We start from the raw sequence: 22,243 nt of genomic DNA on the forward strand, positions 1-22,243 counted from the left end.
GGTTATCCTCGGCGCATAGCGCCTTCTTGCGTCGCCGAGTCGGACGCGCTCGAATCGTCGTCCGAGGGCGCTTTCACCGCAGCCTCGTCGGGGATCTCCTCCCCCCGGTAGATCTGTCCGCGGGCGGTCTCGTCGAGGTCCTCGGGAGTTCCCTCGAAGACTTTTTCGCCGTCGCGGAGGCCGATGATCCGATCGGAGTACTCCTCTGCGAGGTCGACCTCGTGGATGTTTATCAGTACGGGGATGTCGTCCTCGTTGGCGATCTCTGTCAGGAGGTCCATAACCGCGCGCGACGTCTCGGGGTCGAGGCTGCTCGTCGGTTCGTCGACCAGCAGGATCTTCGGTCGCTGGAGGATCGCCCGCGCGATGCCGACGCGCTGGCGCTGTCCGCCGGACAGTTCGTCTGCCCGGTTGTTCTCGTGTCCCTCCAAGCCGACGCGTTCGAGCACCTCGTAGGCCCGTTCGACGTCGTCGCCCGCGAATTTCCGGCGGAACGCGGCCCACGTGCTGACGTAGCCGAGCCGCCCTGACAGGACGTTCTCCATCACGGTGAGCCGCTCGATGAGGTTGTACTCTTGGAAGATCATCCCCATGTCTCGGCGGGCGTTCCGGAGTTCCTTCCCCGAGAGCCCTGTGATCTCTAAGCCGTCGAGTTCGACGTTGCCGCCCGTCGGCTCTGTGAGTCGGTTGATGCACCGGATGAACGTACTCTTTCCCGCGCCGCTGGGTCCGATCACCGCGACCGTTTCGTTACCGGTCACGTCGAGTGAGACGCCCTTGAGAGCCTCGTCGCCGGATGGATACGTTTTCTGTAAATCGCTTACTGAGAGCATATCTAATGTATCGTAGCTGGTTGTTACAAAGAAACGAAGCGAGACGGGCGTCGACTACTCTCCGATGTTGCCCGTCTGGTACTCGGTGTCGAGCGACTCTTGGATCTGGAGGATAATGTCCCAGACCGTCGCGTAGTCGATCTCGACCCACGTTCCGCGGCCCTCGAACTCCTCGGCGATCGAGGTGTCGCTGTAGTCGTAATCGAGGAACGCTCGGCGGACGCCCTCTTGGATGTCCGGATGGAGCGTGTGGACGTACGAGAAGGCGGTCGTCGGGAACGGTTCGGATGCCCAGATAGCCTTGATTTGGCTCGGGTCGAGCTGGTCGTCGCGGGCGACGCGGGCGTAACACGTCGAACAGACCGGTGCCGCGTCGTAATCGCCGTTGGCGACGCCGAGGGAACTCTGCTGGTGGCCGCCGGAGTAGCTCACTTCGTAGTCCTCTTCGGGCACGACGCCTTGGTTCGCGAACAGCGCTCGCGGTGCGAGGTTTCCGGAGTTCGAGGACGGGTCGGCGTGAGCGACGTTCTCTATCGGCTCGCCTTCTAAGTCCTCAAGTGAGCCGATCTCCTCGTTGTCCAGTTGCGTGATGAGCCAGAGTCGGTACCCGAAGGATCCCTCGCCGCTGCCGTCGATCTGGACGGAGAACGGGACGGCCCCTGCGATGTTGACCGCGAACGGGACGGTCCCCGTCGAGAACCCCGCGAGGTGGAGCCGCTCGGAGCGCATCGACTCGACCTGTGCCGCGTAGGAATCCAGCGTCGCGTACTCGACGCTCTTGCCAGTCTCCTCTTCGATGTTGTTCAGAAGCGGTTCGAGCGTGTTCTCGTACACCGTCGGGTCCTCGGTGGGAACCAGCGAGAACTGCAGCGTATCGGGGTCGAGCCACTCGCTCTCGTCGTCCGGGGTTTCGGCGACGGGCTGACCGTAGCGCGGCTCGTCGCGCGGGTTCTCCTGCATCCGTTCGAGGTCGGCCATCGCGCCGGTCTCGAATCCGGCTTCGAGAAGCGTGCTAGTCAACTGCGGGAACTCGGGATTCGACGGATCGAACTCCGGATACGTCGACGGATCGACGTGGTCGGGGGCGTCGGAACCGCCGTCGCCGCCGGAGTCTCCACCGGAGTCTCCACCCGAGTCGCCACCGCTGTCACCGCCGGAGTCGCCACCGCTGTCACCGCCGTTTCCACTACATCCCGCCACGCCCGCGAGCGCGGCAGCACCAATACCACTGACGAACTTCCGTCTGTCCACCTGACGCATAATACGTGGATCGATAGTGATAGAACTTAATTCTTTGGATGCGCCTGATGGGCAGTATTCACATAATTATTTTCGGGCTATGATTCTTGTGCATATACCGCCGTTTCGCGGGATCTACCCCGCGAATCTGGTATTCGCGCTGCCGGTTGGATCACTCACCGAGCGTCGTAGAGCTTCCTGAACGCGCGGATGGGGAACCGCGGTTCCACGCGGCTGGGGGGTCGCCCCTTCCCCGACGTGGTTCCGTGCGGCACCCGCTCGATGATTCCGATCTCGGCGAGCTGGTACAGAAACCGCTTGACGGTGCTCGTCGACAGCGACACCGTTTCGACGGCGGCGATCGCTGACGCCGCGGTCGTGACTGACTCTCGGTCGTCGTCGTCGAGATCGATCAACGTCCGCAGCACCGTTTGTTTGTTCGCCGGAAGGGAGAAAATTCGCCCGAGCGAGACGGCCGGTCTGGGGACGGAATCGATCCCCGCGGCGATGTCGGTCTCGCTGAGGTGGTTGTTTCCGTCTGACATCGCGACGTCAGCTGCCCCCAACAACGCCGCTAAGGCGTCGTGTGCGTCGCCGTCTGCCCACTCTGCGATCCGTCTGGCTCCCGCGTGATTGAGCGACTCGCCGGGGAACCCCTCGTTAGCCCGGGTCATCAGCAGGTCGATCAGCACCTGCTCTTGGTACCGGTCGACGGCGAAGCGCGCGTCCGCGTCGACTGGAATCGACGGATCCGGTGCTGTCCGGCCGACAGTGAGCCACGAAACCGCATCGAGCGGTTTCAACGCGTCGAGCAACCACTCAATGCCGTTCGATTCGACCTCGCCGAGGTGATCCACCGCCACTACGGCACCCGCCGCTTGCTGGGAGAGCGTGCGTTCTAACCGCTCGAACATCCAGTCGGTGCCGACTCCCTGCTCCGGGATGGATTCGTCGCTCAGTCCATTGAGGAGGTCGCGGTACAGCGCGAACGTCGTGTTGGATTTCCGGGCGTCGACGTACACGAACGTCGGCACGTCCGTCACCTGCACCCGCGTCGCGGTGTGGATCACCGCTCCCGGCTGCAGTGACACCGATGCGAGTCGATCGAACAGCACGGAGACGACGGCCGATTTCCCGGATCCCTTCGGCCCGTACACGCACCCGTTGGGTGGTAACTCACCACTGAACGCCGGATCGAGATGATCGAGGAGGCGCTCGACGACCGGCCCGCGCCCGACGGGGTCTTCGACGTGTGCGACCGGGCTGAGCCGATCGTAATCGATGATCAGGCGGCGATCCGTCTGAACGCGCTGCCGACGCCGGATTCGCGCATCGATGTCCATCTTACTGCGTTCGCTCCCAGTTCATCGCCCGAGTCACCGCCTCAGTCCATCGCCCGTACCTCTCCGCCGCTACCTCGGTGTCCATCTGTGGTGGGAACCGCCGCGCCCGTTGCGTGACCTCGCGAAGCGCGTCCAGCGACTCCCAGTATCTGACGGCCAGTCCGGCGGCGTACGCCGCACCGAGGGCGTTGGTCGCGTCGACCTCCGGTCGCACCACCGGCCGTTGAATCAGGTCCGCCTGCAACTGACAGAAGTAGTCGTTCTTCGTCGCCGCGCCGTCGACACGGAGTTCAGTGAGTCGCCGACCGAGGTCGGCCTCGACCGCCGAGACGACGTCACGGGCCCGATAACCGATCGATTCGAGCGTCGCCAACAACACGTGCTCGCGCTGGGTCTCCCGCGTCAGACCGAGGATCGTTCCCCGAGCGCTTTCGTCCCACTGCGGCGCACCGAGGCCCGAAAACGCCGGGACCACGTAGACGCCGTCGGAGGAGTCGACGCGTTGGACGGCCGCTGCGATCTCGGTGACGTCCGTCAGGAGCGAGACGTCGCGCAGCCACTCCAGCGCCGATCCCGCCTCGAATACCGGGCCTTCGAGTGCGTAGTGGGCATCTTCGCCGGCCCGCTGAAATCCGACGGTTTCCAACAGTCCGTGCTCCGAGCGGACGCGCTCTCGCCCGGTGCTCACCAGCAGGAACGAGCCGGTTCCGTAGGTGTTCTTCGCCTCTCCGGCGTCGAAACAGGCCTGCCCGAACAGGGAGGCCTGCTGGTCGCCCATCGCGGCGGTAACCGGGACGGAAGCCCCCAGAAAGCCGTCCGGGTCCGTTTCGCCGTAGGCGTCGGGGTCGCTCGACGGACAGACGGTCGGCAGAATCTCCGTCGGAACGTCGAAGGCCGAACACAGCCGCTCGCTCCACGACAGCGTGTCGATGTCGAACAGCATCGTTCGCGACGCGTTGGTGACGTCGGTGACGTGTCGCCCCGTCAGGTTGTACAGCAGCCAACTGTCGACCGTGCCGAAGCGGAGTTCGCCCGCCTCCGCGCGCCGCTGGAGCCGCTGAGAGTCGTCGCCGCCGTGTTCGAGAAGCGAGAGCAACTTCGCCGCCGAAAAGAACGGATCGGGGTGGAGACCGGTGATCTGTCTGATCAACGCGCCCTCCTCGTCGACGACGTCCTCGAACCGCTCTGTCGTTCTGCGGTCGCGCCAACCGATGGCGTCGGCGGCCGGTTCGCCGGTCTCGGCGTCCCACAGCAACGCCGTCTCACGCTGGTTCGCGATGCCGATAGCCGCCAGTTCCGCGGGATCGATCCCGGCGTCTCGAAGGCCGTTCTGCACGACCGATTTCGTGCACTCCCAGATGCGTTCTGGATCCATCTCCATCCGGTTCGGCTCCGAGGCCGATCGCTCGTGTTGGACGTGGGATCGACCGATCGGGGTTCCCGTGCGGTCGAACACGATGAACCGGGTCCCCGTGGTCCCCTGATCGATCGCACCGACGAATGTGTGGGTCGTCATTGAACTCTCAACACGAAGCGGCCGCCTCCCAACGGCCAGATACACCTTGGTATATCACGTGTCGAAATAAATGGTTCGCACGTCGACCCCGTCGATATCTGCTTTCACAGCCCGCTTCAGTCCGGTACTTTCTCCGCTTCGTCCGCCCTCGTTCTTCCATTCGTTCGGTTTCTTTACTGATGGTGTTCGGTCGCATATGAAAATATATGCTGTATGCCCACACAGATCGTGACATCGATGTACTCGTCTGCGCTGCACTCGCCCGTCGCCTCTGCCGTCGACTCGTCCGTCGGTCGCCTCTTGCGCCGGCACGTGAGTTTTATCCGCGAAGGCTCGCTCGAATCGGCTGTGCTCCCCGCAGTGTGCTCCGCCAACGGACTCGACGCGTCAGTGATTCCTCCCAGCTACGGCGGTGAACGATGAGCCGCCCGCTCGCGCTCGATATCGACGGGACGATGACTCGGCCAGACGGCGGCATCGACGAGCGACTGTTCGCCCCCTTGCGTCAGTGGGAGGAGCCGGTCGTCATCGCGACGGGGAAGTCGTTCTCCTATCCCGTGGCGCTGTGTACGTTCATCGGCGTCCCCGAGCGCGTGATCGCCGAGAACGGGGGCATCGTCCTCGTCGACGGCGATCTCACCGTCGACGGCGACGCGTCGGCCGCGCGGGCGGTCGCCGCGGAACTCCGCGAGCAGGGCTACCCCGGTGGGTGGCCCGACCCCGATATGCACAACCGCTGGCGGGAGACCGAGCTCTCGGTGACCCGCGACGTCCCGCGGGACGTACTGGAGGAACTCGCCGCCGAACACGGACAGGCGATCGTCGATTCCGGGTACGCCTACCACGTCAAATCCCCCGACGTCAGCAAGGCCACGGGCCTGCGTCGCGCCTGTGAACTCTTGGATCTTGATCCGAAAGAGTTCGTCGCGGTCGGCGACTCCGCGAACGACGCGGAGCTGTTCGACCTCGCCGGAGACGCCATCGCGGTCGCGAACGCCGACGAGACGGCGATCGCGCGCGCGGACAGACAAACCGAGGGTTCGTTCGCCGACGGCGTCCTCGAAGCGCTCGAATCGGTGGCCTGATGCACGACGCCTCCGACGATTCGCCGATGACCGACCGGCTCCGACTCCGCCGTCCCGAGTACACCGGCGAGAACCGCTGCCGAGCCTGCACGCTCGTCAACGCGGTCGCTCTCGCGGCGCTCGTCGTCGCGATCGGCGCTTGGCGGCCCGTCCTCGCACTCGTCGTCGCGCTCGTCGGCGTCGCCGCGATCTGGCTTCGCGGGTACCTGATCCCGTACACGCCCCGGTTCGCACCCCGGCTCGTGGCGCGGCTCCCCGAGCGGTTCGCCGCCCCGTTCTTCGAGCACCCGCGCCGGTCGGACACGCTCGGTGACGTGGGGAGCGGCGGCATCGGGAGCCACGACGACGGGAGCAGTGGCATCGAGACCGGCGGTGACGGAAACGGCGACGCGACCGGTGGTATCGGAGCCAGTGACGACCGAGCGACGGCCGGGGACGCCGACGGCGGACCCGACGCGGAGGCAGTCTTCGAGGCGCTCGTCTCGGCGTCGGTCCTCGCCGTCGACGACGACCGGCTGGAACCGACCGAGTCGTTCGCGTCGTCGTGGCGCGCGGAAATGACGAGGCTCGCCGAGCGGTCCGACGCCGCCCTCGCCGATGCGGTCGCCGACGGCGTCGCCAACGCCGAGTCGGCGCGCATCGAGCGAACCGGATCCGCGGTATTCGTCGTCGTTACCGGAGCCGACGGGTCCGTCACGTGGCTCCGTCGCCCCGTCGCGCTCGCGGAGATCGGGGCGGTGCGGGCGCTCGCCGAGACCGGCGTCCCCGCGGAAATCCGCCCGATCGCGGCGCACTCGCTGTGTGCGTTTCTGGACGTCTGCCCCGCGTGCGACGCTGAACTCGTCGAGGGTGCGCCCGACGACTGCTGCGGGCACACGCTCTCCGGTCTCGACGGGGACCCGCCGCCGGTGCTCGCCTGCGAGGGCTGCGGCGTCGTCTTCTACCAGTTCGAGTGACCGGCGTCGAAACGGAGAGGCGACCCCACGTCCGGCGCTCAATCGTCGAAGACGTGCATATCGAAGCTGCTCGGCGTCGCGGACGAGCCGCCCCGTCCCGTCGTGATGGCAGATTTCGTCGTCGGCCAGCCCGGCGTTGAGTCGCTCGATCGTCTCGACAGATCCCTTCTCGATCACCTCGAACTCCTCGATCGGGCTGAGAAAATCCACGCGACGACGCGCGTGAGATGCGGCGGTCGGTACTGCGACGGGAGCAGGTAATCGTCGCCGATGGTCCCGAACATCCACCGAAGCCGCTGTTTGAGCATCGCCTTGACCGACGGCGGGGGCTGCTTCCGAAACCGGTTGTCCAAGAGCCGATAGTCGAGGTCGTACGCGTCGGCGGCGTCGACCTTGTGAACCCGAACTTGGATCTCGTCTAGGCCCTACGGCCCGGTGGCCAATTAACTTTGAGAACGTGGTCCAATCTCTCGCGACGGTGGTCTATGGGTTATCGGGGACAGGTGTCCGAGTTCTTGGCAAGGAAGTGTCCGAGTGCTCGGGAAGGGGCGTCAGATCCGACTACCATCGCTTAAGTCATTGCCGGACGACTCGGTGACAACAAGAGCGCTCGTATGACAGACACCGCTGATTCGATCGACGTCCTCCACGTCGACGACGACGGCGCGTTCGCCGAACTGGCGGCGACCTTCCTCGAACGCGTCGCGCCGACGCTCTCGGTCCGGTCAGCGACGAGCGTCGAGGCGGGCCAAACGCTCCTCTCCGAGCACGACGTCGACTGCGTCGTCTCCGACTACGATATGCCGGATCGCAGCGGCATCGAGTTCCTCGAATCCGTTCGTGAGACGCACCCGAACCTGCCGTTCATCCTCTACACCGGAAAAGGGTCCGAAGAGGTCGCAAGCGAGGCGATCTCCGCCGGTGTGACCGACTACCTTCAGAAGGGAATGGGCTCCGAACAGTACGAACTCCTCGCGAACCGTATCGTCAACGCCGTCGATGCCCATCAGTCTCGTCAGTTGTTATCGGAACGGACCCGGCGGCTGGAGACGCTCATCGACACGCTCCCGGGGATGGTCTACCGATGCCGGAACGAACCCACGTGGCCGATGGAAACCGTCGAAGGGGAAGTCGAGTCGCTCACCGGCTACGTGGCAGACGAACTGGAGCGCAACGAGGTGAAGTGGGGCGCGGACCTCATCCACCCCGACGACAGAGAACAGACGTGGGCGGCCGTTCAGGAGGGGCTCTCGACGGACCGCACGTTCGAGATCACCTATCGGATCCGGACTCGCGACGGGCGCACGCGGTGGGTGTGGGAACGTGGTCGCGGCGTGTACGACGGGAGCGAACTGATCGCGCTCGAAGGGTTCATCACCGATATCACAGAGCGGAAGGAGCGCGAAGCGCGCCTCGAACGGACGTCGGCTCGAATGGAGGCGCTGCTGGAAAACTCCCCGGATATGATCGATACCCACACTGGCGACGGAACGATCGTTGAGGTGAACCAACGGTTCTGCGACGTCTTCGGGCAGACCAAAGACGCGTTGATCGGCAGGAAAGTGTGGGAAATCGATCGCGAGAGCGACCCCGAGGAACTCCGCGAAATATGGGACGGAATGGACGTCGGCGACCGCTTCGAAATCAGGACCTCGTTCCGCCGCGTGGACGGCGAGAGCTTCCCGGTGAAAGTTCATCTGACTCGCATCCCCGCGGAGGGACCGGAGCGGCGGTTCCTCGTCATCTCCCGGGACATCTCAGCGCGGGTCGAACGCGAGGAGGAACTGCGGCGCTACGAGCGGATGGTGAATACGATGCAGGAGGCCGCCTGTATCTACGACGAAGACGGCCGGTTCGTGGTCGTCAACGAGACGCTCGGCGAGATCTACGGAACGTCGCCCGAGGCGCTCGAAGGTCGGAAGAGCGATCTCATCGCCGACATCCGAGACGCGGAAGACGGAGATCCCTACCGCGAACTCCTCGGCGGCCAGCGCGACGAGCTCCGCGGCGAGGCCGAACTGACGTTCTCCGACTACGGTTCGGTGATTATCGAATACCGGTTGACGCCGCTCGTCGTCGACGGGACCATCGAGGGAGTTGTGGGCGTGACTCGCGAGATAACCGACCGTCGGGAGAGCGAACGCCGATTCGAGCGGATGCACGAACTGCTCGACCGAACCGAGGGTATCGCCGATGTCGGCGGCTGGGAGCTCGATCCCGACACCGACGAGGTCTTTTGGACCGAGAACCTCTACGCGCTGATCGGCGTCGACGACGACTTCGAGCCCTCGCTCGAGGACCTCCTCGACGCGCACGGGGAGGATCGCGAACTCGTCGCCGACGCGGTGGAAACCGCGCTCGAACGAGGCGAACCCTTCGACGTCGAGGTCCGTTTCAACCGACAGGACGGCGAAACCCGTTGGCTTCGCGTTCAGGGCGTTCCGACGGTCGAAGACGGGGAGGTCGTGACGCTCCGCGGCGCAATCCAAGACGTCACCGAACAGAAAGCGCGGGAACGCGATCTCGATCGGGCCCGCAGACAGGCCGACGAATTGTTCCACGGGATGAACGACTCCGCGTGGGTGATCGGCCTCGACGAGACGTTCCAAGCGGTCAACGACGCTGCCGTGGAGACGCTCGGGTACACCCGAAACGAACTGCTCTCGATGGGGCCGCACGACATCGACGACGGTCTCGACGACGGCAAGATCACGGAACTGATCCGAGAGGTGCCGACGGACGCGACGCAGGTCTTCGAGACGGTTCACGTGACGAAAGACGGCGACCGAATCCCCGTCGAGATCAGCTCCAGTTTGATCTCTTACGACGGGGAGACGATGGTGTTGAGCATCGCGCGCGACATCTCCGATCGGAAGAAACGGGAACGACAGCTGGCCGAGTTCGCGTCGGTCGTGAGCCACGATCTCCGGAACCCCCTCAACGTTGCACAGGGGCGACTGGAACTCGCCCGCGAGGAGTGTGACAACGAGCACCTCTCGGACGTCGCGCGAACGCACGAGCGGATGAACGAGCTGATCGACGACCTCCTGACGCTCGCACAGAGCGGGGCCCGCGCGCTCGAACCGGAACCGATCGAATTGGGGGGCTTCGTCGGAACCTGCTGGCGGAACGTCGCCACCGCGGACGCCACCATCGAGGCGGCGACCGAGGGGACGGTCCGCGCCGACCGGACCCGCCTTCAACAGCTCTTCGAGAACCTGTTCCGCAACGCCGTAGAGCACGGCTCTACGAGCCCTCCTTCGCAAACTCAGGAGGACGCCGTGGAACACGGTTCCACGAGCCCGTCTTCGCAGGCTCAGACGGACGCCGTAGAGCACGATAGTAGCGATCTCACAATTCGCGTCGGAGTGCTGGACGACGGCGAGGGCTTCTACGTCGAGGACGACGGTTCGGGCATCCCGGCCGACGATCGCGACGAGGTGTTCGAGATGGGATACTCGACCGCGCGGGAGGGAACCGGATTCGGACTGAACATCGTCGAACAGGTCGTCGAGGAGCACGACTGGCGCGTCGTCGTCACCGAGAGCGCCTCGGGCGGAGCCCGATTCGAGATACGCGGCGTCGAGTTCGAGTGATCGGCCGTTCGGACTTCAGCACCGGTGCCTCGTCGCCGCTACGCCGACTCCGCTCTGGCGGCGTCGTAGCGTCGCACCAGTACGCGGAGCCACCAGAGCTTCAGACTGACCGAGGCGACGGTGCCGACCACGGCTCCGATCGGTCGCCGTCGAGATGCGGCGTACAGCGCGTAGCAAAAGCCGAGCGCTCCCGCCGCGTTACAGACGTTCGGATAGTCGAGACCGACGGTCGGACGACTCTCCTCGCGGATCCACCACCGCTCGGCGAGGACCGCCCGGGTCATCCACGCGTCGTCGGAATCGGGCGGACTGAAGAGGATCGGGTTCACCACCGTCCAGACGAGTGTAGCGAAGAGTAATCGCCAGTTCCGACGGTAGAGCGCGTAGACGAGTACGGCCCCGGTCGGAACCCGCGACCAACCGCTCTTGGGGTTCGAGTGGCGGTTCCAGAGCGTCGTTTCTACCCGGTTTCGGAGGGTCACTGTCGGAGATGCGCTGTCGAGGGGAATATAATTACGCCCCTGCTGGGAGGGCATTGTTCAGATACGCGATTGCTAGCAGAGACACTGCCTACGGGTGGGGATTTTGAGTCATCCTCCGCACCGTTCCCGGTGATTTCGCTCGTAGCCATAGTAGCGTTTGCAAGTCTTCACTCACGCGATCACACGCTGTCGTACGGTCGGATGAGCAATTAGTTGCAAACGCTACTATAAACAGTACTCGCGAACCGCCACAGAGTGATGTGGTGTTACGCCGAATGACTGTGTATGGCGAGCGACGCTGATGACGGTCTATCGCCCTCCACGACGAGCAACCCCGTTTGGGACCTCTACGGCCGGTACAGCGGGAAGAACCTCAGGTTCGCCCTACTCGGGGCCGGTAACACGATCATCGGACGGATTCTCGGTCTCGTCCCCGCGTTCATCATCGGGCTCGCCGTCGACGCGATCTTCCTGAACCAACGACCGTATCGGCTCCCCGGAATCCCCGCGTCGTGGGTTCCCGCTTCGTCCGCGGAGCAGCTTTGGTTCTCGATCGGCCTGTTGCTCGCGGCGACTGTCCTCGGTGCGGTCGCCTCGTGGTTCGAAGACTGGGGCTGGAGCGTCTTTGCCCAACGCATCCAACACGAGCTGCGAATCGACGCGTACGCCCGAATGCAGCGACTCGATCTCGCGTACTTCACCGGTCAGCGGACCGGCGAGCTGATGAGCATTCTCAACAACGACGTGAACGCGTTAGAAACGTTTCTCGAAGACGGGCTGAGTTCGATTTTCTGGGTCGCTGCCACGTTCGTTGGTATCGGGGCGATCCTCGTTTCGTTGAACCAACCTTTGGCTCTCGTCACGCTATTGCCAGTCCCGTTTTTGGCCGCGTTCACGCTGGTTTTCACACGGGTAATTGAACCGCGATACCTCCAAATCCGCGGGGAGATCAGCGATCTGAACGCGCGGTTCGAGAACAACATCAGCGGGATCGAAGCGATCAAAACCGAGCACGCGGAGGCGTACGAAGAGGGGCGTGTCGAAACCGCATCACGGGGGTATTTGAACGCGAACCTCGACGCCGTTCGGATCCAGATCACGTACTTCCCGGGATTGACGCTCATCGCCGGCGTTGGATTTGCGCTCACGTTCCTCGTCGGTGGGTTTTGGGTGCTCACCGGGCCGCCCTTCGGATTGACTGCCGCCTTGACCCCCGGCGAATTCATTACGTTCGTCATCTACGCGCAGCAGTACGTCTGGCCCATTATTCAGTTCGGAAGCGTCGTCGATGATTACGAGCGCGCGAAAGCCGCAGGCACGCGGGTTTCACGACTACTACGACTAGAGCCGTCCGTACGCGACGTCACCGATGCTGATCCGCTTACAGTTACCGATGGCCGTGTCGAGTACGACGCCGTCTCGTTTGGGTACGGCGACGACGAAATCATCTCGGAGGTGTCGTTCACCGCTGAGGGTGGCGAAACAATCGGAATCGTTGGCCCCACCGGAGCTGGCAAATCGACCCTCCTGAAACTGCTCCCACGGCTTTACGACGTCGACGAGGGATCGATCCGCATTGACGGCCAAGCGGTCCATACCGTCCAGCTCGAAAGTCTTCGACGGGCCCTCGGGTACGTCAGTCAAGAGCCGATGCTGTTCTACGGTACGGTGTCTGAAAACATCAGATACGGCAGCTTCGAGGCCACCGACGACGAAATCCGGCAGGCCGCCCGGCGCGCCCGAGCGCACGAGTTCATCGAAAACCTTCCCAACGGGTATGACACGCTGGTCGGTGAGCGCGGGGTCAAACTCTCAGGCGGGCAGCGACAACGGGTCGCCATCGCTCGAACGATTCTCAAAGATCCCGAGATACTCGTCTTAGACGAGGCAACCAGCCACGTCGACACCGAGACCGAAGCGCTCATCCAGCAAAGCCTCGCCGAGTTCGCCCGCGATCGCACGACGTTCGTCATCGCACACCGCCTTTCGACAGTGCGCCGTGCCGACCGGATCCTCGTCTTAGACGACGGGCGACTCGTCGAATACGGGACTCACGACGAACTGCTCGCCGCGGACGGGTTGTACGCCAACTTCTGGCGCGTCCAAGCGGGCGATATCGAGTCGCTCCCACAGGATTTCCTCGACCGGGCTCGATGTCGACAAGACTCACTCCGACAGCGTGATGAAGACGACCCAGACCGCCTCCCGCGCTGGAGTGATTGGTGACTCATCGGGGGGGCTTCGACCGTACTATAGTAGCATTTGCAACTGATTGCTCATCCGATCGGACGCAGTCGTGCGGTCGAGTGAGTGAAGACTTGCAAATGCTACTATACTGGCCAGTCACCAGGCGTATTCATTCCCCCGTGCACTCCACGGAGGAGCGAGCCACACACAGCGTTCGCGGCGGAATTACTACGTGACCGCTTCGCTAACGGATCCGTATGAACTCATCGACGGTAGTGGATAGACAGTGACGACTGAGTTCCCACCGGAGCGGCCCATCGCTCACGTGTACGATGCGGCATACGCGGGCGTCCCGAACTGGGACATCGGTCGGCCACAGCGGGCCTTCGTGAACCTCGTCGAGGCCGGACTCGTCCGCGGGCCCGTTCTCGATGTCGGTTGTGGCACCGGTGAACTCGCACTTTTTCTCGCTCGGCAGGGGTACGATGTCCTCGGTATCGACCTCTCGGGACTCGCTATTCGGCAGGCCGCCGAGAAAGCGCGCTGGCGACGGGTCCCCGCTCACTTCTTGATTTGGGACGCACTGAACCTCCGCGGGCTCAAAGACGCCGGGTTCTCGTTTCGGACGGTCGTCGATTCGGCGATGTTCCACGTCCTCGGGGACAGCGAACGGGACCGCTTCATCGACGGCCTAGCGGAAGTCATCCAGCGCGGTGGGATGTACTGTGTGTTCGGTGACGCTCGGGACGACGAAACGCGGCTGTACGGCATCTCACCCGCTGAAATTCGGAATCGGTTCCGGGACGCCGACGGGTGGGAGGTCGTCTTTGCGGTCCGGACAGTCTTCGAACGCCGGTGGAGCCGAAACCCGGCGTACTTCGTGGGCGTTAGACGGCGGTGATCGAGTGACGGAACTACTGAGAACGGGTACGACGGGGTTTGCCACGAATCTGGATTCCCCCGTTCATCTGTAAACTTCACAAATGGACCCGACGGGATTCCCGTGAGCGCGAGCGAGCGTGACTACGTCGGGGGAGTGAGATTTCGCGAAGCGAAATCGAACGGACCCGACGGGAGAGCATCTAACCGTCGGAAAAATTGGTAATTCAACGGATCGCGTCGCGAACGCGGACCGACGCGTGTGGTTCACCGCCAACCAACCGATGACTCTCGAACCAATCGACCCGGAAACGGCGGTAGAACTGTACCTCACCGAGAGAGAAACCGAACTGGCGAGCACAACGCTCTCATCTCACCGCTCGCGTCTCGAATTCTTCACCGAGTGGTGCGACGAACAGGACATCGAGAATCTGAATGAACTGACCGGGCGGAAACTCCACGAATTCCGCCTATGGCGACGAAACACCGGCGACCTTGCACCTCCGAGCGAAAAGAGTCAGATGGATACGCTTCGGGTCTTTGTCCGGTGGCTCGGTACGATCGACGGAGTCGATCCGGAGCTCTACCTCAAGGTCCGTTCGCCCTCTGTTAACCCGGAGGATGAAGCCAAGGACGTAATGCTAGAGTCCGACGCGGCCGAGCAGATCCTTCAGTACCTCCAGAAGTACGAGTACGCCTCGATCCAGCACGTGACTGTCTCGTTACTCTGGCATACGATGATGCGCCGGGGAGCGGCTCACGCGCTGGACGTTGAAGACTACAATCCAGAAGAACAGTACCTGGAAGTCGTCAATCGGCCTGATACGGGCACTCGTCTAAAGAACGGGAACCGGGGTGAGCGCCTGATCGCACTTTCGGGTGACCAGTGTCTCCTACTGGACGACTGGATCCGGAACAAACGGCCCGACGTCACTGACGAGTACGGGCGTCGCCCCCTACTTGCAACTAGTTACGGACGGATTGCCCTGAGCACGATCCAAAAGTACGTTTACCGCGCTACTCGGCCGTGTTGCCGGGGAGATGCGTGCCCCCACAGTCGAGATCCTGAAGACTGCGAAGCGATGGTTTCCGACAGGGCATCGACGTGTCCGTCGAGTGTGGGACCGCACGCGATTCGACGCGGGAGCATTACCAACCATCTGAACAGTGATATCCCGGAGACGGCCGTCGGTGACCGTGCCAATGTGAGCTCAGACGTCCTCGAAAAGCACTACGACCGGCGAAATAAGAAAGAGAAAATGGAACAGCGACGCAAGTACCTCGATAATATCTAGGAGAGGAATTACATAGAATATTTCCCACACTAAGAGCAGGAGTCTCTCAGTATAGAGGTCTCAAACATCAACCAATAATCGCTGTGAGCCTCTAATTATTGTGTAGACCAAAATTTGTGAACTTCTTCAACCGTTGATTCCCACCATTGGTGCTTCTCTTCTTCTGCCCAGTCCTCCAAGTCGTCTGGGGTGTTTTTGAGCTCTTCAGATAATCCGAAGAATCCGGTACCCGGTGTCTTTGTACCGCTATTAACAACGATTGCGGAGAGAGGTAGGTGACTGCCGTCATCTTCTATTGTACTGATCGCGGCCAAGACGTACGCGATTCGAGCCCGGTGAATACCCTCTTCATCCATAATTTCACCATATGTGACTACCTCTCCGTCTTTTGCACTATCCTCAAGATAGTCATAGACCTGCTTCACCTTCCGTTGAAAAGTTTCTTCTTTGAGGTATTGTGGTTGGTCACTATCACTAATACTACTGTCCTCATAGTATTTTGTAACTTGATTCTGTAATAGTGTGGGAAGTTTAGTGAGACAATCTGGACATCGAATTCCTTTTGGCTTAACTGATTTACCACAACTTGGACAACTTTCGGTCATAACGCTACCTTGTTGAGAATTGACATCCATCCTATACAAAGTTACCGCCGTATGACGTTATCATCGAAGAGGATTATGTTATAACACGAAAACACACTGATAAATACGTAGACTCTCACTGCGCGCACCCTACTATTATCACCTCTAGTCTGTGTGTCTAGTGATTCACGACACTACTATGTGCGTCCTCGTTGACAGGCCGATATGGCTGATGATGCTCGAACGCTCTACGATACCTATATCGACTACGACCACGTTGACCTAGACATCACAGCGGTCGCAGACCACGTTGCGATGCAGCAAATCGCAGGCGAGAATTTCGAGATGGAAAAGAGGACATTAGAAGACGTTCTCTCAGACCGGAGGTTTAACGTCCCGGAATACCAGCGGCTGTTCTCGTGGAAGGAGAAGCATCATCGACAACTGTGGTCTGACCTTCAACAGTTCGTGGAGGCAGATCTCGTCGAAGACTCAGATGTCTCCGACGTATTCTTCAGCTCGATGTACTTCGCGGTCGACAAAGACAGCAACACACACGAGATCATCGACGGCCAACAGCGACTCACGTCGATCAATATCCTCTTACTCTCAATCCTTGAGGAACTCCGTGCTCTCGATGCTGAATCGATCCAGCAGGAGACAGTCAGCCGGCTAGTGGACGGAAGCATCAAGCAGATCGAATCACTCCTCTATCGTTTCGAGAACCCTCTCAAGGGGAATGTTCCACGTTTATCGCTCAATAAACACGACGATGACGACGATGCAGATCTAGGCTTCTTCGAGGCGCTTATGCTGGGGCCCGAAACTCGGCTGGAATATCTCTGTTCAGATGAACGTGAATACGTTGACGGTCGCCGCGGTGATGCGACGCGAATTTCGGACCTCGCCGAGGCGTTCCGGATTAGCGACCAAACTGTCGAAGAAAAAGCTCCTGATACGTCGTTTTCGAGCTTCATACCGGTTTACGACTCGAACTGGCGGTTACTCGACGCTTACAATTTCTATAAAGACCGTATTGAGGAGGTCGTCGCTGCGGCAAACAACACCGACAGCAAGGCGCTCGCGCTAATTAACCTCAGTCACTACATCCAGAACTCGTACCACGTTGGCGAGTTCATCATCCGGAACGCAGCACCCGATTTCCGGATGCAGATTTTCGAGATCCTCAACGACCGCGGGCTCGAACTCACGAAGATCGACCGCATCCGAGCGGCAGTCGTGAACGCGTTCTTCGATGCTGACGATCGTCAGGAGTACGTAGACAAGTGGGAAGATATCGTGGTCGCATTCGCCACAGATGAAGATCAGATCGACGATTATCTCTCCGTCTATCTCAGCATCGTTGATCCCGAGATCGAGACCGTGGGAGAAGCTAGTGCAGAACTCACCAACGCATTTGCGACACGTAATCTCGAATCCGACGTCCGTCCGCGATTGCGATATCTTGACGACGCCCGAGATTTCCTCGACCACGCCCACGACCTTGTTCAGTACTACAAGGACATCACAAATTCAGCACTGGAGCCCACAGACCTCGCTCTTGCAGAGGCACACGAGAAGTGCCACGAGGTGCTGGTCCGTCTAAACGACCAGCAGATGAACCAGTGGCGTCCGTTCATTTTGGCGCTCTACCACCACACGGTGACGGACTCGAACGCGAGCGGCGAACAGTTCTACGATGTGCTCGACACGGTCGAGAAACTCAACTTCAGACGGCTCCTCGTCGGTGAGGATCCAAACATCTTCCAAGAGATTTTCATAGAAACCGTCCACAGATTTTCGCTATCACCCGAGAAGGAAGACAGCGAGAGCGTATACAAAGACTCGTGCCGTCATCTGATCGACGAGATGCGGTCGTCGAATCCGTCGATGTTCTCTGACCGATTTGTGGATATCGTCACTCAAGCGCAGGCGTGGAACCCTCAGAACGCGAAGCTCTTATTCGGCAAAATAGCGAACGAGCACTTCCGTGAGGACGGTATGTACGTCGAACGCCGTCTGAATATGAGCAGCATCCACCTCGAACACGTCCTGCCTCAGAGCCTCATACACGACGCCGACAACCCGATATGGTTGACCGAGTTCTTCCAACTAGAAGACGACGAGGTCGAAATCGCTGACGCGATTCGGACCTACACCGAGTTATACCTCCGGGACGACGAGCAACTCAGCGAAGACGAGCGCCAACGTCGCGACAGTATTGAGGAGTTCATCACCCAGCGGTTCGTCAACGACCTCGGGAACTTCCTCTTGCTCCGTGACAGCGATAACATCAAGGCGAGCAACCTACCTCTCGCCGAAAAAATGCCCCAGTACTTCGACACTGGTGAGGACTTCCGGAGTATCCATCCAAACCGATACTTCACCGAAACTGAGGGAGTGGTCGACCGAAGTAAACTTGAGGATCTGCTCGAACAGTCCCGTGAAGTTCAGCGAGGAAAACGCGATGAGATCGATCCGACCTTGGTCGACTATTTCAATTCCCTCTGGACGTACGAGGCGTTGCAGGACAGACGTGTTGGCCTTCTTGAGGATACACTCGACATAGTCGGGTTCGAGCAGCTCGACGACGAGTTCGGACTTGCGACCGACCGCGATGGTGTCCGAGCACGGATCCGCAGGCAAACTGAACAGGAGTTTGAAAAACGACTTTCGCTCCGGTCGCTCTGACAAACTGATAAAATTAGCAGACTGAATTCCCTCACCTACGACGAGAATATTCTTTCAGATTCGGTCTTTTTCCATCAGTCGAACGATGCCGCCTCGTCGAATACTTCGCCGAGAATTTCCTGCCGCTGGTGCATCTTGTCCTCCTCGCTCCGGACGTCGTAGTGTTGGTCGATGATAGCCGGCGATACGTTACAGCGGTCGCTGACGACTTCAACTGGGACACCGGACTGTAGCAAGTGCGTGATGTAGCCGCGGCGAATCGGATGCGGCGTAACGCTGGATGGGCACCCTGGGGCTTGGTCGATGTTGTTCGCTGCCTCGCAGTCTGTCGGGTCGCGGCCGTGAGGACAATCGGAACCGATCACGCAAGGCCGTGACCACTTGTAGATATACGTCCGGATTGTTGACTTACTGATCCGCCCATAGCTTGTCGCAAGTAGCGGCTCTCGGTTCGACTCGTCCGTCACATCTGGGCGTTGGTCGGCGAGGTAGTCGTCGAGCACCTCACAGGCCGATGAGGACAGTCCTACTCGGCGCTCTCCGCTGACGCCGTTCTTTATTGGGGTATACGTATTCGGCCGATGGACGATACCGAAGTGAGGTTTCTCCGCCTCGGAGTGATAGTCTTCGATATCGAGCGCTCGGAGGGCACCCATTCGAATACCCGTTTCTACCAGTACGAGCCAGGTTATGTGCTCCGTCGTGGCGTACTCGTACTTCTCAAGGTAGTTGAGAACTTCCCGAGCGCGGTCGATGTGGATGACCGTCTCGTCTGCGTCTTCTCCTTCTGGGATAGCCGGTGACTTGACCTTTTTCCAGAGCCCAGACTGGACGGCATCGATAGTTTCGCACCACCTGACGAACGTCCGAAGCGTATCCATCTGGGTCTTCTCACTGACGACGTTAATCTCCTCTCGACGCCACACGCGATATTCGTGAAGATCGCGTGCCGTGAGGTCGGTCATATCGTCGATGCCCTGCTCCTCGCACCACTCGACGAAGAAGCCCAGTCGGGAGCGATGGGCCGTCACGGTTGAGTCCCGGTGTTCACGCTTTTTATCGTCGAGATACAGGTCCTTGGCTCGTTCAGGCGCAATAGACTCCCGCTCTTCGTCGGCTTGATCGAGTAGTTCCCGGAGAACCTTCTCCGCGTCTTCCTGAACGACGGTCGGCGTTTCGTTATGCACGGTGATCCTCCAGCATTTCTTCGAGGAATCGTGCGCCCGAGTCTGCCGGATAGAGCTCCGGAATTTCGTCCGGGTTTTCGTCTAAGTAGTACCGAATAGCACGTCGAACGACAGAGGAATCTGTCTCTCCGGTTTTCTCGACTATCAGTTCGAGACGCTGTGCGTCGTGTGGGGGAAGCCGCGTCGCGAATGCCTTCGATTTACGGGACCTCATCGACAAGGCGGTTGTGAACCGGGTATATATACTGTCCAATTAATTGGGGGTTGGTACCAACTTCGGAGAATTGGTGGAATCACCAATTAATTACTAATGTTCATCAAATATCGACTCCCTTTCCGGATTCACGATCCTTGATGGCTCTAATTTCCACCCAGATACCTCTTGAACAGATGTCGTGCGCAGGTAGACGAGAAAAATAATCCAATTCCCAACTGGACTACTAATTAAGGATTGAATTGCCGAAATTATTTGCCAATTCTAAGGTGCGTTTGTTTGGTTAGGTTGGTATTGTAGTTCTCAATCTCGTGAAATCACACGCTTGCTGTACTCATCCACGTGGCTACTCAAATTCGAGACGGGATTTTGTTGTCACCTTACGACCGGAAGATGTGCTCAACTATGGGGACTAGAGATTACGCCAATACGTGACCTACGAGATTCGAAAGGCGACGGGGTCGTCGAACGGCATATCTGGAACTGATGTATTCAGGAAAACGGCCTATTCGAATGTGTTACCCTGAGAATACCGGACCTCTCGGTTCCTGTGATTTGTTGGAATGACTCTATCGAAAATTGAAGCATACTAAGATATCAGGGTATACAGTGCTGACACGTCACTAAATCAGCGGGTAACGGGCTGTTACAGACAGATCTCAGAAAGCAAGTATCGGCCCCTGAACTCGAACGATTGACTGAGAATCTGACGTGTAACAGCCTGTTACTGGCGATTCCGTAAAGCTTGTTTTAGTACCGTTTTCTTTCCATCTTGAACCTTTTCGACTTCAATCGGGGTCTTATTCTTATCCTGATGCTGCGTCCTCCAAGAATCGATACCTGTTTTAGATCGACTCTGGATATCTCTCGGTCACGACAGTCCGCGGTAGGATTCAGGCGTCTCAATTCGCTTGGTTGTCAAAGGAGATTGCGAGGCGATACTACTCCGTAACCTATGTACGAGATTCTTAGTTATGACGAGCGGCAGAGAGTCCTAATGAAATAGCACTGCGACTCTTGTTTCCGCGACTGGAAGACCCCCAACCAAAACCGATGAGACAAACCGGGAATATTTATAAAGATGATGTGTGTGCAAACTATTAATTGAGTGCCGGAATGCTGGAGTTCAATTATGAGAAAATATCGTTTTATTGATCTCTTCGCAGGAATAGGCGGTACACGAATCGCCTTCGAGCCGTGTGGGGACTGCGTGTATTCCTGCGAGATTGATGAAGATGCCCGTGAAGTGTATGAACGAAACTGGGGGGAGGCCCCAACTGAAACAGATATTCGTAATATCAACCATATTGAGGACGAAATTCCCAACCACGATATTTTACTTGCGTGCTGGCCTTGTCCCTCTTTCAGTCGATTCGGCAAGAAAGATGGACTGAAAGACGAGAGAGGTATGCTATTCTATGAAATATCCGATATATTGAACATCAAGCAACCAAAGGCATTTATGCTTGAAAATGTCAAAAACCTTAGATTTGTGAACGACGGAGAGGCTTACGAAACCGTTGTTGATGAGCTCGAAAGCGCGGGATATTCAGTGTTTAGTGAGGTACTCAACGCACTCGATTTCGGAGTCCCCCAACACCGAGAGAGACTTATTATCGTCGGCTTTCGAGACGATCTTGCGCCGCAAGAGGACGCGTTCGAGATACCGAAGGAGAGCGCTAATGCACTGGAGTCAGAAAAGGAGCAGCGACAAGCTCTCGCTAAATTGTTAGAAGACGATCCGAATGAGAAGTACAAGGCAAGTGACAAAATAATCACTGACCGCTATAACTCCATAGAGAACCCTTCGGAAGTGCCGGAGCCATCGGTCTGGCACGAGAACCGTGCTGGACAAATTAAGCCTCGTCCCTACTCCAGCGCCCTTAGGGCGTCTTCCTCCTGGAATTATATACTTATCAACGGTCAGCGCCACCCCACTGTTCGCGAACTGTTGCGACTACAAGGATTCCCGGAATGGTTCGAGATGGATGGTGGAAACCAATCGAGGGCACGGAAATTAACCGGCAACACCGTTCCAGTCCCAGCCATCCGTGAGGTCGCAAAAGCGATTGCAATCGAACTAGGCACACCAACTACACAGTCTAGAGAGCAGTCACTTGCTGACGGAGCGGTCTCCGATTAGATTCAGTTTAGCC

The 22,243-nt window shown here is 59.5% G+C and carries 15 protein-coding genes; 8 read left to right on the forward strand and 7 right to left on the reverse strand.

The features are described from left to right. Positions 1 to 2: 2 nt before the first annotated feature. The 4 genes from phnC to glpK all read right to left on the reverse strand — a co-directional run bounded on the left by phnC (position 3) and on the right by glpK (position 4,931). Positions 3 to 833: a phosphonate ABC transporter ATP-binding protein gene (gene phnC, locus U5919_RS00110; RefSeq protein ID WP_336021505.1), complete on the reverse strand. Its 831-nt coding sequence runs from the start codon at positions 831 to 833 to the stop codon at positions 3 to 5. 54 nt (positions 834 to 887) lie between these two features. Beyond that, on the reverse strand, positions 888 to 2,093 hold the full coding sequence (gene phnD / locus U5919_RS00115; protein ID WP_336021506.1) for a phosphate/phosphite/phosphonate ABC transporter substrate-binding protein: 1,206 nt from the start codon (positions 2,091 to 2,093) through the stop codon (positions 888 to 890). 155 nt (positions 2,094 to 2,248) lie between these two features. Next, a complete protein-coding gene (locus U5919_RS00120) occupies positions 2,249 to 3,415 on the reverse strand; it encodes a Cdc6/Cdc18 family protein (RefSeq protein ID WP_336021507.1) in 1,167 nt (388 codons plus the stop codon). Position 3,416: 1 nt separating this feature from the next. Beyond that, complete coding sequence (gene glpK / locus U5919_RS00125) at positions 3,417 to 4,931, reverse strand: glycerol kinase GlpK (protein ID WP_336021508.1); 1,515 nt, start codon at positions 4,929 to 4,931, stop codon at positions 3,417 to 3,419. 419 nt (positions 4,932 to 5,350) lie between these two features. On the opposite strand from glpK, the gene U5919_RS00130 reads away from it, so the two are divergent. The 3 genes from U5919_RS00130 to U5919_RS00140 all read left to right on the forward strand — a co-directional run bounded on the left by U5919_RS00130 (position 5,351) and on the right by U5919_RS00140 (position 10,568). Beyond that, the gene (locus tag U5919_RS00130; protein WP_336021509.1) at positions 5,351 to 6,016 is read left to right on the forward strand and encodes an HAD hydrolase family protein; all 666 of its coding nucleotides are present in this window, start codon (positions 5,351 to 5,353) and stop codon (positions 6,014 to 6,016) included. Further along, complete coding sequence (locus U5919_RS00135; protein ID WP_336021510.1) at positions 6,016 to 6,972, forward strand: DUF8054 domain-containing protein; 957 nt, start codon at positions 6,016 to 6,018, stop codon at positions 6,970 to 6,972. Before U5919_RS00130 ends, U5919_RS00135 begins: the two co-directional genes overlap by 1 nt. Positions 6,973 to 7,586: 614 nt before the next feature. Then, on the forward strand, positions 7,587 to 10,568 hold the full coding sequence (locus tag U5919_RS00140) for a PAS domain S-box protein (protein ID WP_336021511.1): 2,982 nt from the start codon (positions 7,587 to 7,589) through the stop codon (positions 10,566 to 10,568). A gap of 38 nt (positions 10,569 to 10,606) precedes the next feature. Here the strand turns inward: U5919_RS00140 and U5919_RS00145 are convergent, their stop codons facing one another. Next, complete coding sequence (locus U5919_RS00145; RefSeq protein ID WP_336021512.1) at positions 10,607 to 11,050, reverse strand: DUF6653 family protein; 444 nt, start codon at positions 11,048 to 11,050, stop codon at positions 10,607 to 10,609. 285 nt (positions 11,051 to 11,335) lie between these two features. Between U5919_RS00145 and U5919_RS00150 the strand changes: the two genes are divergently transcribed. The 3 genes from U5919_RS00150 (at position 11,336) to U5919_RS00160 (ending at position 15,411) form a co-directional block, all read left to right on the forward strand. Next, positions 11,336 to 13,276 carry an ABC transporter ATP-binding protein gene (locus U5919_RS00150; RefSeq protein ID WP_336021513.1) on the forward strand — a complete coding sequence of 647 codons (1,941 nt, stop codon included), beginning with the start codon at positions 11,336 to 11,338 and terminating at the stop codon, positions 13,274 to 13,276. 247 nt (positions 13,277 to 13,523) lie between these two features. Next, positions 13,524 to 14,138: a class I SAM-dependent methyltransferase gene (locus U5919_RS00155; protein ID WP_336021514.1), complete on the forward strand. Its 615-nt coding sequence runs from the start codon at positions 13,524 to 13,526 to the stop codon at positions 14,136 to 14,138. Between the two features lie 262 nt (positions 14,139 to 14,400). Continuing rightward, positions 14,401 to 15,411, forward strand: a complete 1,011-nt coding sequence (locus U5919_RS00160; RefSeq protein WP_336021515.1) for a tyrosine-type recombinase/integrase — start codon at positions 14,401 to 14,403, stop codon at positions 15,409 to 15,411. Between the two features lie 95 nt (positions 15,412 to 15,506). Here the strand turns inward: U5919_RS00160 and U5919_RS00165 are convergent, their stop codons facing one another. Then, positions 15,507 to 15,836 carry a hypothetical protein gene (locus U5919_RS00165; RefSeq protein ID WP_336021516.1) on the reverse strand — a complete coding sequence of 110 codons (330 nt, stop codon included), beginning with the start codon at positions 15,834 to 15,836 and terminating at the stop codon, positions 15,507 to 15,509. A 384-nt stretch (positions 15,837 to 16,220) separates the two neighbouring features. Between U5919_RS00165 and U5919_RS00170 the strand changes: the two genes are divergently transcribed. Beyond that, the gene (locus U5919_RS00170; RefSeq protein WP_336021517.1) at positions 16,221 to 18,686 is read left to right on the forward strand and encodes a GmrSD restriction endonuclease domain-containing protein; all 2,466 of its coding nucleotides are present in this window, start codon (positions 16,221 to 16,223) and stop codon (positions 18,684 to 18,686) included. A 74-nt stretch (positions 18,687 to 18,760) separates the two neighbouring features. Here U5919_RS00170 and U5919_RS00175 read toward each other — a convergent pair whose 3' ends face one another. Continuing rightward, positions 18,761 to 19,873, reverse strand: coding sequence for a tyrosine-type recombinase/integrase (locus tag U5919_RS00175; RefSeq protein WP_336021518.1), 1,113 nt, complete (start codon positions 19,871 to 19,873; stop codon positions 18,761 to 18,763). A gap of 1,346 nt (positions 19,874 to 21,219) precedes the next feature. Here U5919_RS00175 and U5919_RS00180 point away from each other — a divergent pair. Continuing rightward, positions 21,220 to 22,230: a DNA cytosine methyltransferase gene (locus tag U5919_RS00180; protein ID WP_336021519.1), complete on the forward strand. Its 1,011-nt coding sequence runs from the start codon at positions 21,220 to 21,222 to the stop codon at positions 22,228 to 22,230. Positions 22,231 to 22,243 lie beyond the last annotated feature (13 nt).

The sequence above is a fragment of the Halobellus sp. LT62 genome (assembly GCF_037031285.1).
Classification (GTDB): Archaea; Halobacteriota; Halobacteria; order Halobacteriales; family Haloferacaceae; genus Haloquadratum; species Haloquadratum salinisoli.

Coding starts and splice junctions, on each gene's coding strand:
- U5919_RS00120 (WP_336021507.1), bottom strand. CDS start 3,415: ATGGACATCGATGCGCGAATCCGGCGTCGGCAGCGCGTTCAGACGGAT.
- glpK (WP_336021508.1), bottom strand. CDS start 4,931: ATGACGACCCACACATTCGTCGGTGCGATCGATCAGGGGACCACGGGG.
- U5919_RS00135 (WP_336021510.1), top strand. CDS start 6,016: ATGCACGACGCCTCCGACGATTCGCCGATGACCGACCGGCTCCGACTC.
- U5919_RS00140 (WP_336021511.1), top strand. CDS start 7,587: ATGACAGACACCGCTGATTCGATCGACGTCCTCCACGTCGACGACGAC.
- phnC (WP_336021505.1), bottom strand. CDS start 833: ATGCTCTCAGTAAGCGATTTACAGAAAACGTATCCATCCGGCGACGAG.
- U5919_RS00150 (WP_336021513.1), top strand. CDS start 11,336: ATGGCGAGCGACGCTGATGACGGTCTATCGCCCTCCACGACGAGCAAC.
- U5919_RS00170 (WP_336021517.1), top strand. CDS start 16,221: ATGGCTGATGATGCTCGAACGCTCTACGATACCTATATCGACTACGAC.
- U5919_RS00160 (WP_336021515.1), top strand. CDS start 14,401: ATGACTCTCGAACCAATCGACCCGGAAACGGCGGTAGAACTGTACCTC.
- phnD (WP_336021506.1), bottom strand. CDS start 2,093: ATGCGTCAGGTGGACAGACGGAAGTTCGTCAGTGGTATTGGTGCTGCC.
- U5919_RS00180 (WP_336021519.1), top strand. CDS start 21,220: ATGAGAAAATATCGTTTTATTGATCTCTTCGCAGGAATAGGCGGTACA.
- U5919_RS00130 (WP_336021509.1), top strand. CDS start 5,351: ATGAGCCGCCCGCTCGCGCTCGATATCGACGGGACGATGACTCGGCCA.